Consider the following 10,297-nt stretch of genomic DNA (forward strand, 5'->3'; position numbering starts at 1 on the left):
AGAATCACCGAAATCAGACAAGTGTCAGCAACAAAACTATCGACGAGAGCGGTCTACAACAATATACTTGGCGATGCTCCCTTTCTGGCGTCGGTCGGGATGACGGTCGCCGTAGGGGATGGTTTCGGGCTGTAGCGCAGCTTGGTAGCGCATCTGCTTTGGGAGCAGAGGGTCGCAGGTTCAAATCCTGTCAGCCCGACCATGTGCGGCGGTAGTTCAATTGGTAGAGCATCAGCCTTCCAAGCTGATTGTTGCGGGTTCGAGTCCCGTCCGCCGCTCCATTGACAACTTAGCGTCATCACGGGTACTGTAACGCCTTGTGTTTACCCGGATGTGACGAGGAGATGCGCCCGTAGCTCAGCTGGATAGAGCGGGAGACTTCTAATCTCTAGGTCGGGGGTTCGAATCCCTCCGGGCGTGCCAGACATCTATGGTGGGCGTAGCTCAGCAGGTTAGAGCGTCGGACTGTGGCTCCGAAGGTCGCGGGTTCGAATCCCGTCGCCCACCCCAGGTATATCGCGGCAACCATCCATGAGGATGCTTGGCCGCTTTACACGGTGTACAAGTGACACCACACGCGTCATGGGCCGTTAGCTCAGTTGGTAGAGCAGGGGACTCTTAATCCCAAGGTCATAGGTTCGACCCCTATACGGCCCACCATGAAACTCATCAGGTCAGCTTCACCTCGGCCGACCGTACCTCCAGCAAGACGCAAAAAGCCCCTGACGATTCCTCTCGGAGTCGCCAGGGGCTTTACTCTTACCCTATGCTAACGGGCAGTCTTCCTCAGCCACCGTGGGCTGTCGCCAGAAACTCGTCGGTCTTACCGGTGTCCTTGGTTGCCAGCGAGACCACGATGGTAGTCAACACAGCGACAGGGACGCTGTAGAGTGCCGGGTTCACGAGAACCGGTAGCCCTAGCAGGTAAGACACGTCGAAGAACTGCGCGAACGTGAACGCCAGCGACGAAACTAGCCCAATCGTCATACCGGCGACCACACCTTGCCGAGTCAGTCTCGCCCACCAGACCGCGAACACCAGTGCAGGGGCAAAAGTGCTCGCCGCGATACCGAAGCACATGGCTACGAGCACTCCTACGTTCTCGTCTCGCAGCCAAAGCGATAGCAGGATTGAGACCAAGGCTAGTACGCCTGCACCGATCTTAGCGAACATCAGCTGCTCACGATCGGTGCTGTTCGGGCGAAGGAGCGAGGCGTACAGGTCGTGGGAGAGGCTGGTTGTTGCGGATATCAGCAAGCCCGCAGATGTGCTGAGCATCGCAGCGAGCGCACCGGCGGCGATGAGTCCCAGCAAGAGCTCCCCGCCAAGGTACTGACCTAGCATGGGAACCGCCATATTTGTGGCCTTACCACGTTGGCCTTCCGCCAGCAGCTCGATAAGCGCCGGATACAAGATGTACATCGCCGCCAGACCCACCATGAGCACAGCGGCATAAAAAGCGGCCAGTCCCCAGATCGTCAGCTCAGCGCTCTTGCGAGCCGCATGAGCGTCTTTGACGGTATAGAAGCGGATGAGGATGTGCGGAAGGCCCAAGACACCTAGGAACAAGCCGAGCACAAGACTCGCCTGGTTCGCAAGGTCGGGAAGTTCGACGCCGGGCGTTAGAGCTGAGGCTGCCTCAGGCATGGCCGCTCTGACATCGGAGACAACCGTTGCGGGATCCGGATCAACCGTGCCCGCTACCTCGGCAGCGATGTCCTCGGAAACGACCATCGGCGGGACCATCTCCTGGCTCTTGTCAAAGATGGCCAAGGGGTTACCGCCGAAGTGGCTGATGCTGACCCAGACGAGCATCACGATCATGACGCCGAACAGCAGAACACCCTGGACGGCCTGGTTGTAAGTGGTACCACGCATCCCACCCACGATCACATAGATAGCCATCAGTGAGCCGGTGACGAGCACTGTGGGGAGGTAGTCCCATCCCAGCAAAAGCTCGAACAAGTGCCCGGCGCCCACCATCTGGGGCACAAGATACAGGGTGCACAGAACCAACGTGCTGATAGTTGCGATGATTCTGGTTCCTTGCTTCTCCTGCCCGAACCGAGCAGTGAGTACGTCACCCATCGTGTACTTACCAGTCCTTTTCAGGGGCCCGGAGATTGCAAGCAGTACGACGATCCATGCGCCGAAGAAACCAAGACCGATCCACCAGCCGTCGATGCCGACCAGTGCAACGGCTCCAGAGATCCCTAGGAAGCTGGCCGCGCTACAAAAGTCACCGAGCATTGCAGCTCCGTTGAGCCTCCAAGAAATCTTTCCATCGGCGACGTAGAAGGCGGCAGCAGTCCGACCGTGGGAGCGACTCGCCAAACTTATGTACATCGTGAGCAAGACGCTCGCTACTACTATGATCAAGGCAATAGGGTTATCCACGCGTTGCCGCCTCCTCGTCAAGCATCTTTACAAGAAAGACCCGGGTGATCACCACTCCGGAAACGATTACCAGCCAGCCGCCCCAGATGGCCATGGGAACCCCAAGCACCTCTGTAGCCGCGACATCCTTGAAAGGCACCGATACCAAAAGGGCTGATCCAAAGTAGATCACCGTGAAGATTGCCAGAAGAGAGCCGGCGAAAGCCAGCTTCTTGGCCAGGGCTCCGGGGGGGAGCTTCGGGGGAGCGACCACTTCGGGGGCAGGCTGTGCATCCACGGGAGTTGCAACGATGTCAGCGACGTCGACCGTGTCCTTCTTGACGATCATCACCGCACCGCGTGCATTCTCCGCCACAGCTCGAGCGACACTGCCGAAGTAGAGCTTGCGCAGCCCCTTGAGTCCAGAGTCTCCTACGACGATGAGGTCAGGCTTTACCTCATTAGCGACTGCAAGAATCTCAACTGTAATGGGTCCCGTCCTGTGGACAGTCGTGACCCCGACACCCTTTGCCAGCCCGTAAGACTTCACGACCGCCAGCGGATCTTGAACCAGAGGCGTTGCATCCTCACCCTTTAGGATCAGTGCTTCAGCATCGCTCTCTTCGTGCAAAAGCGGTACAGCTTCGGTCACCTGAAGCGCTGTTACCGCCGCACCGCTCTCTCGCGCCAGTTCGATGGCCCGCACTGCAGCACCTAGCGATGGTGCATAACCGTCAACTGCCACCAATATGTTCTTGAACACCGTTGTCACCTCCCAGTATTGCTCCCGATAAATGTGCATACATTATCACACCTAGTGGCGAATTCCTGCATGGAGGTGCGACGTCCGGAATGTGTGTGCTTTCTCAGGCAGTCGCCATAGTCTAGCGGAAGTGGTCTCGACGAATTACCTGAGCATCAATCACGTGGACGATCATGACGACTCCCTGATCCAGTAGCGAGTTGAGCTTATCGAGAGCAGCATCGGCGATTTCGTGGCTCATTATGCTGACGATCTCGACGTTCTTCAGTATCCCGATTTCGCCATAGTCCCCGCGGATTCCGTGCTGGCCTTTGCCAGATATCTCGGAGTAAATGGTGTATCCGCTCGCTCCGACTTCGTCGAGTGCTTCCAGCACCTTGTCACGAAAGGTTGATTCGACTATCACGCTGACTCGCTTCTTATCCGTGAGCTCCATTGAAGTGACCTCCTGGTCTGCCATCCTTTTAGAGTGCGCCCCAGAGCGCCTGCGCCATCATCTTCCATAACGTGAAGCCGACTAACAAGTTGAACGGAAACGTTAGTGCCAAGGCCAACGGCAGGTACGTTGACGGGTTCGCCTCAGGTATAGCGGCCCTCATCGCAGGAGGCGCAGAGATGTACGAGGCGCTTCCTGCCATTGCAGCGAAGACGAAAGCGTCGCCCCAGCCTAGCATGCCCGGGAAAGCGAGGTGAATGCCGTACATCCCCAGCATGGCGGCGGAAGCCCAGATCTGAGGTAGCGCGAAAGCCGCGAGTATTGCCAACACCAAGCGAGATCCAAGCGCCTTGAGCTCGCCGATGCGTCTTGCAGCAAGCATTCCCATATCTATCAGATAGATGCATAGTATACCAGCGAACATGTCGTCGAAGAAGGCGTTGGCGCTGTCCAGTCGGTCAGGCGAGAAGACGCTGGATAGAACGCCTACCAATACGCCAGCCAACATCAGCCATATCGCATATCCCACAAGCGCCTCGTGGAAGAGCCCCTTTTTGCTGATCGATATAGCCTGCTTTGCGCGGTTCTCCCTCGCCAGGGCCATACGTCCCAGGAAGATGGCGGCTATGACACCCGCAGCATCTAGAAAGACGTTAGCGGCCGGCATCCAGCCAACATAGATCAACTCATCAGGAGCCGCCTTCGCAGCAGACTCAGCAAGGCCGACGGCGGCTACCAGCGTAGCGGTGCTCACCGCGCCATATACTCCTGCGGTGGCCCATGCGTCAGCCGTGGAGAACCCAATCTTCGAGAATATACCGGCATTGAAGATTACGGAGATCGTTGCAACGACAACACCGACGCCTGCCGTGGCCAGAATCACCATCAGGAGCCCAACCTCTTTCTGTAGTGCCTCAACTGCCTCCGATCCGCCTTCGATGCCGATCGAGATCAGCAGGAAGATGGCAGCGGCTTTGGTGACTTCGGGCGGAATCTCCAAGTCAGATTTGATGAAGACAGTCAGCATGCCGATGATGAAAAACAGCATCGCTGGTGCGAACAGGTCTCCTAGCAGAATCGATAGGTCCATACTCCCGGTTCCTCTCCCTTTGTTTGTCATCCTAGGAACTCGGGGGTTTGACCGTCGAGCGAATCGGATGGCATACTACGTTTACATCATGCGGTAAAATACGGGTAATTTATAACGTGAAATGCACTTCGTCAACAAGGAATGCAAACTTGGCTGAGAACGAAACAACTCAATGGACGTTTCTGACGAACCACTCGCACGTTCTATTATGCCTCTATGAGCAGCCTGATATGCGCCTTCGAGAGGTTGCGGTTCGCGTTGGGATAACCGAGCGATCGGTTCAGCGGATCATACATGAGCTAGCCGATTACGGCGCGTTGACCATCCTGCGCGAGGGTCGGCGCAACCATTACGTAATCGACGGCAGCCTCCATCTGCGGCATCCGGTAGAAGCACACAGGACGCTCGAAGACATCCTGAAACTCGTGAAAGACCCCGGGGACACTGAAGCATGTAGCGATGCGCCAGAGGTAGCTCCTCAGTAGTACATTGGCTCCACGATGGCTCCGCTATCTGCATCCACGTAGACGACCCGGGACGTGTCCTCCTCGTCGACGAAGTAGACCTCCCAGACCATTTGGCCCCAGTTGATTTCGAGTCTGGCCTCTTCTAGCACGCCGGACTGAACCTCCGAAGCAAGCTCGATAGCGTCCTCAAGCGACATCCTCGACATCCGCTCGAACACGACTGAAGGCACGCATGAGGTGTCTCGGACGTACACTTGACCGCTGACGACATCGACCTGGCACATCGCGCCACTCCACTGATCCTTGCGGATGTCTACGCACCAAACAGCCCGGCCTCTATCTTTACTGAAAGCCACACCGTAGACATTCCCGCGACCCACTGCCCAAAGTGCCTTATCCGCCGCATCAGTCATACTAAGTGTGGCTTGACCTCCGATATGTGCTCGCATCTTCATCCCCCTTAGTCGCTACAAAACGGGTTCACACCGATAGAACGCTTCCCCAGTGCGGTTCGTTACGGCCTCGTTCAAGGATTCCGAATTTCCGTGCCCTCTGTAAGAATGTACCCGATGCCTGTGACATCTAACCCTCATCACGGACGGGAGTTCTGACATGACCGATTCTGTCGAGCAGCTGTGCGTTGATACCCTGCGCTTCCTTGCGGTTGATGCAGTCGATCAGGCCAACTCCGGGCACCCCGGGATGCCGATGGGCGCAGCGCCGATGATGTTTGCTCTGCTTGACCAGCTCATGACCTTCGACCCTTCGCAGCCCTCGTGGCCCGATCGCGACCGCCTGGTCCTCTCGGCGGGGCACGGTAGCGCGCTGCTCTATGGGGCGCTCCATCTGGCGGGCTATGGTTTGACGCTCGACGACCTGAAAGCCTTCAGGCAGTGGGGGAGCCGCACGCCCGGACATCCGGAGTTCGGCCACACGCCCGGCGTCGAGGCGACCACCGGTCCGCTGGGGCAGGGTATCGCCAACGCAGTCGGCATGGCGATCGCCGAGGAGTCGCTGGCGGCCCGCTTCAATCGCCCCGGGCACACGATCGTCGACCACCACACCTATGTGCTTTGTGGCGACGGCGACCTGATGGAGGGCGTCGCCCTTGAGGCGGTCTCCTTCGCGGGACACCTGCGCCTCGGGAAGCTCATCGTGCTTTACGACGACAACCGCATCACGATCGAGGGCTCGACTGACCTGGCTTTCAGCGAGGACGTGTGCGCCCGGTTCGCGGCGTGCGGATGGCACACAGCTTGCGTCGAGGACGGGACCGACGTCGCAGCGATCGCCTCGGCGGTTGAGGCCGCGCGCGAAGTCACCGATGCCCCCTCGCTGATCGCGGTGCGAACTGTGATCGGGCACGGGAGCCCTAGCAAGCAGGGGAGCGCAGCCGCGCACGGCGAGCCGCTCGGCGAGAAGGAGACGCTGGCCGCCAAAGAGGCGCTCGGCTGGCCGACCGAGCCTGCGTTCTTCGTGCCTGAGGCCGTGCGCGAGCGGTTCTCGGCGATCGCGAAACGCGGCACTGCCGAAAGGGCGCGCTGGGTAGCGGCGTTCGAGCGCTACCGCATCGACCACCCGATGCTTGCCGAGGAGTTCGAGCGCCGGATCGCCGGCGAGCTGCCCGAGGGCTTCGAGCGCGCGCTGCCGCCCGCGTACACTGCGGACGGAGGCCCGGTTGCGACACGCGACGCCGGGGGAGCCGCGCTCAGTGCGCTTGCGGAGGTGATGCCGGAGCTCATGGGCGGCTCGGCGGATCTCGCGCCGAGCACGAAGGCGTTCATCGCTGGCGAGACCTCGTTCACAGCCGCGGACCGCTCCGGGCGCAACCTGCACTTCGGCGTGCGCGAACACGCAATGGCGGCGGTCGTCAACGGCATGGCGCATCACGGCGGGTTCATCCCGTTCGCTTCGACCTTCCTGGTCTTCTCGGATTACATGCGTCCGGCGGTGCGACTGGCTGCGCTGTCCGGCCTTGGCGTCATCCACGTCTTCACGCACGACAGCGTCGGGCTGGGGGAGGACGGACCCACACACCAGCCGGTCGAGCATCTGGCGTCGCTTCGGGCCATCCCGGGCCTTGTCGTGCTGCGCCCCGCCGACGCCAACGAGACCGTCGCCGCCTGGCGCGTCGCCATCGAACTGCGCGGCCGCCCGGTGGCGCTGGTACTCTCCCGGCAGAAGCTGCCGATCCTTCCCGCACCCGAACCTTCCGCGATCGCCGAAGGGGTCTCCCGCGGCGCATACGTGGTCGCCGAGCCGCCGCACACCGAGCCGGACGTGGTGCTCGTGGCCAGCGGCTCCGAGGTCTCGCTGGCGCTCGCAGCTTGCGAGGCCCTGAGCGCACGCGGCATCTTTGCGCGCGTCGTGAGCATGTGCAGCATCGAGCTATTCGCCGAGCAGGACTCGGAGTATCGCACGGCTGTGATCCCGCCGGGGACTCCGTGCGTGACCGCCGAGGCAGGCGTCACAGTCGGCTGGAGCACTTATCTCGGGCAGGGGCCGATTGCTGTGGGGATCGACCGCTTCGGGGCTTCGGCTCCGGGAGAGGTCGTGATGCGCGAGCTCGGGATGACCGTTGATGCGATCGTGGAGGCGGTCGAGGCAGCGATCACGGGTGCGGGCCCCCCACGCGCTCAATAGCCCGATCGGGTGATATACTCTCGGTTGCGACGCTCGATCGTGTCGGCTTGGGAGCGTGGGTATCAACACTTCACACAAAGCGAGGGAGCCATGAAGCGCACAGCGAAAGCGGCCCAGTTCATCATATGCCTGGCATTGGTGTTCGGGTTGTCGGTCCAGTCGGCGTTCGGTGCTACCGTGACCATCACCAACCTCACGTCGCCGACGCACCCGCCGGGAACGTGGGTCTCATCGCCCGATGCGCAGTTCACGTGGGGAAGTGCGATCGACCCGGCGCCGACCCTGCTCAGCGCTTTCGATACGCCGGACATGGCTGTCGCAGTTACCGTCTCGGGCACTACCGCGTACGTGGCTGACAATAACTCCGGCCTCCAGATCATCGACATCTCGAACCCGGAGGTGCCTACCCACCTAGGCTCCTTCAATACTCCGGGCTTTGCCTTAGGCGTCGCCGTCTCGGGCACTACCGCTTACGTGGCCGATGGTTGGTTCGGCCTCCAGATCATCGACGTCTCGAACCCAGCGGCACCCACACTGCTCGGCTCCCTCGACACGCCGGGCGTAGCCCATGGCGTCGTGGTCTCTGGCGCTACCGCTTATGTGGCCGATGGCGGCTCCGGCCTTCAGATCATCGACGTCTCGAACCCTGAGGCACCCGCGTTATTCGGATCCTACGACACCCCGGGTGCCGCTCAAAGTGTCGCCGTCTCGGGCACGACCGCATACGTCGCGGACCATGACTCCGGTCTTCAGATCATCGACATCGCAAATACTGCGACACCCACCCTGCTCGGCTCCCTCGACACTCCGGACTTCGCCATAGACGTCGCCGTCTCGGGCACTACCGCTTATGTGGCCGACTACTTTTCTGGCCTCCAGGTGATTGACGTTTCCGACCCGTCGGCACCCACACTGCTCGGCTCCCTCGACACGCCGCACCGGGCCCACAGCGTCGCCGTTTCGGGCAGTATCGCGTACGTGGCCGATGATTGGACCGGCCTCTTGATGATCGACGTCTCGAATCCAGCGGCACCCACACTGCTCGGCTCCCTCGACACGCCGGGCGAAGCCGTCGGCGTCGCCGTTTCGGGCACTATCGCGTACGTGGCTGATTGGAACGCCGGCGTTCAGGTGATCGACGTCTCGAATCCGTCGGAGCCCGTCTTGCTCGGCTCCCACGCCACGCCGGGTGCAGCCTTGTGTATCGCAGTCTCCGGCACGACTGCGTATGTGATATACGCCGACGATGATATGCTCTCTGGTCTCCAGATCATCGACGTCTCGAATCCTGTGGCACCCGCGCTGCTCGGCTCCTATGAGACGCCGGGCTATGCCCGAGGCGTGTCCGTCTAGGGCACCACCGCGTACGTGGCTGATAGCGGCTCTGGTCTTCAGATCATCGACGTCTCGAATCCTGTGGCACCCGTCTTGCTCGGCTCCCTCGACACACCGGGCGACGCCCGGGAGGTTGCCATCTCCGGCACTACTGCGTACGTGGCCGATGCCGCGGCCGGCCTTCAGGTCATCTCCAGAGGATTGGGTTACTCGTGGGAGGTCTCGGACTCGGCGGCGACCAGGCCCGATGCCGTGATCGACGGCTTAGGCCCGGTGGCGTTTTCCGGACTTGCCGACGGAACGCACTACTTCAACGTGCGTGCGGTCTCGGGCACAACTGCGTACCAGACCCAGACGTACCAGTTCAGGATCGACACCGAGGCTCCGGTGACGACGCCGCGCGGTGCCGTGGACTCCGTGGGCACTGCGACGATCAGTCTTGTTGCGACGGACACCGCCTCTGGCGTGGCCTCGACCCACTTCATTCTCGACGGGGGCTCGGTAGCGACTTACACCGCACCTTTCGCCGTGAGTACGCCCGGAACGCGTACGCTCGAGTTCTACTCGGTCGATAATGCGGGCCACCGCGAGGCGACCAAGACGGTCACATTCACCATAACTCGCTCGTTTGCTGAGGTAGCCGGTCTCACGCGCTATGACACGGCAGTAGCGGCATCCAAGCGCGCGTTTCCCACAGGTGCGGACACGGTTGTGATCGCATCGGGCGAGAACTGGCCTGACGCACTTGGAGGCACGGCGCTGGCCGGTGCTGTCGACGGCCCGATGCTTCTCGTACGGCCCAACGCCTTGCCTTCCGAGGTAGCAGCCGAGATCAGGCGCCTTGACCCATCGAAGACCTACATACTCGGAGGCACGGGAGCGGTTTCGGCAGGAGTGGCCAGTGCGGTCGAGGCTATCGTGGGTGTCGGCGACGTGGTACGCCTAGCAGGTCCCACACGCTTCGAGACGAACTCCAAGATCGTCTCTGAGACTATCAGCGTGTTGGGCCCGGCCTATGACGGGACCGCGTTCGTGGCAACGGGCGAGAGCTTTCCCGATGCGCTTTCTGCAGCTCCGCTAGCCGCTGCAAAGGGCTGGCCGATCTTCCTTGCCAGGCCCGCATCGATCGATAGCGCGGCTATGGCCGCACTCGGCGTGACCGATGTGGTCATCCTAGGCGGCACGGG

The 10,297-nt window shown here is 61.0% G+C and carries 9 protein-coding genes and 5 tRNA genes; 9 read left to right on the forward strand and 5 right to left on the reverse strand.

The genetic code is table 11. The features are described 5' to 3' along the window. Window positions 1-125 precede the first annotated feature (125 nt). The 5 genes from M1617_01950 to M1617_01970 all read left to right on the forward strand — a co-directional run bounded on the left by M1617_01950 (window position 126) and on the right by M1617_01970 (window position 660). Window positions 126-202 (forward strand) — tRNA-Pro (locus tag M1617_01950). Between the two features lie 3 nt (window positions 203-205). Continuing rightward, window positions 206-281, forward strand: a tRNA-Gly gene (locus M1617_01955). Window positions 282-346: 65 nt separating this feature from the next. Continuing rightward, a tRNA-Arg gene (locus M1617_01960) sits at window positions 347-423 on the forward strand. Between the two features lie 10 nt (window positions 424-433). Then, a tRNA-His gene (locus M1617_01965) sits at window positions 434-510 on the forward strand. Window positions 511-584: 74 nt separating this feature from the next. Continuing rightward, a tRNA-Lys gene (locus M1617_01970) sits at window positions 585-660 on the forward strand. A 126-nt stretch (window positions 661-786) separates the two neighbouring features. On the opposite strand, the gene M1617_01975 is transcribed toward M1617_01970, so the two are convergent. From M1617_01975 to M1617_01990, 4 genes are all read right to left on the reverse strand, one after another. Next, entirely contained in the window at window positions 787-2,397 is a 1,611-nt protein-coding gene (locus tag M1617_01975; GenBank protein MCL5887057.1) for a cation acetate symporter, read from the reverse strand. Further along, complete coding sequence (locus tag M1617_01980; protein MCL5887058.1) at window positions 2,390-3,139, reverse strand: universal stress protein; 750 nt, start codon at window positions 3,137-3,139, stop codon at window positions 2,390-2,392. The genes M1617_01975 and M1617_01980 overlap by 8 nt, the downstream gene beginning before the upstream one ends. Window positions 3,140-3,260: 121 nt before the next feature. Continuing rightward, window positions 3,261-3,575, reverse strand: a complete 315-nt coding sequence (locus M1617_01985) for a hypothetical protein (GenBank protein ID MCL5887059.1) — start codon at window positions 3,573-3,575, stop codon at window positions 3,261-3,263. A gap of 28 nt (window positions 3,576-3,603) precedes the next feature. Then, on the reverse strand, window positions 3,604-4,665 hold the full coding sequence (locus M1617_01990; protein ID MCL5887060.1) for a sodium-dependent bicarbonate transport family permease: 1,062 nt from the start codon (window positions 4,663-4,665) through the stop codon (window positions 3,604-3,606). Between the two features lie 149 nt (window positions 4,666-4,814). On the opposite strand from M1617_01990, the gene M1617_01995 reads away from it, so the two are divergent. Then, window positions 4,815-5,150, forward strand: a complete 336-nt coding sequence (locus M1617_01995; protein MCL5887061.1) for a MarR family transcriptional regulator — start codon at window positions 4,815-4,817, stop codon at window positions 5,148-5,150. Here M1617_01995 and M1617_02000 read toward each other — a convergent pair. Next, entirely contained in the window at window positions 5,144-5,581 is a 438-nt protein-coding gene (locus M1617_02000; protein ID MCL5887062.1) for a PepSY domain-containing protein, read from the reverse strand. The two genes, M1617_01995 and M1617_02000, sit on opposite strands and share 7 nt — an antisense overlap. A gap of 163 nt (window positions 5,582-5,744) precedes the next feature. Between M1617_02000 and tkt the strand changes: the two genes are divergently transcribed. The 3 genes from tkt to M1617_02015 form a co-directional block, all read left to right on the forward strand. Further along, on the forward strand, window positions 5,745-7,775 hold the full coding sequence (tkt, locus tag M1617_02005; GenBank protein ID MCL5887063.1) for a transketolase: 2,031 nt from the start codon (window positions 5,745-5,747) through the stop codon (window positions 7,773-7,775). Between the two features lie 90 nt (window positions 7,776-7,865). Continuing rightward, window positions 7,866-9,128 carry a hypothetical protein gene (locus tag M1617_02010; protein ID MCL5887064.1) on the forward strand — a complete coding sequence of 421 codons (1,263 nt, stop codon included), beginning with the start codon at window positions 7,866-7,868 and terminating at the stop codon, window positions 9,126-9,128. Window positions 9,129-9,143: 15 nt separating this feature from the next. After that, window positions 9,144-10,297 (forward strand): cell wall-binding repeat-containing protein (locus tag M1617_02015; protein MCL5887065.1); only part of this gene is annotated, 1,154 nt, incomplete at its 3' end.

The sequence above is a fragment of the Actinomycetota bacterium genome (assembly GCA_023488435.1).
GTDB lineage: Bacteria > Actinomycetota > Coriobacteriia > Anaerosomatales > UBA912 > UBA912.

Bases quoted from the DNA above. Each gene is read 5' to 3' on its own strand.
- M1617_01985 (MCL5887059.1), bottom strand. From the start codon at position 3,575: ATGGAGCTCACGGATAAGAAGCGAGTCAGCGTGATAGTCGAATCAACC.
- M1617_01990 (MCL5887060.1), bottom strand. From the start codon at position 4,665: ATGGACCTATCGATTCTGCTAGGAGACCTGTTCGCACCAGCGATGCTG.
- M1617_02000 (MCL5887062.1), bottom strand. From the start codon at position 5,581: ATGCGAGCACATATCGGAGGTCAAGCCACACTTAGTATGACTGATGCG.
- tkt (MCL5887063.1), top strand. From the start codon at position 5,745: ATGACCGATTCTGTCGAGCAGCTGTGCGTTGATACCCTGCGCTTCCTT.
- M1617_02010 (MCL5887064.1), top strand. From the start codon at position 7,866: ATGAAGCGCACAGCGAAAGCGGCCCAGTTCATCATATGCCTGGCATTG.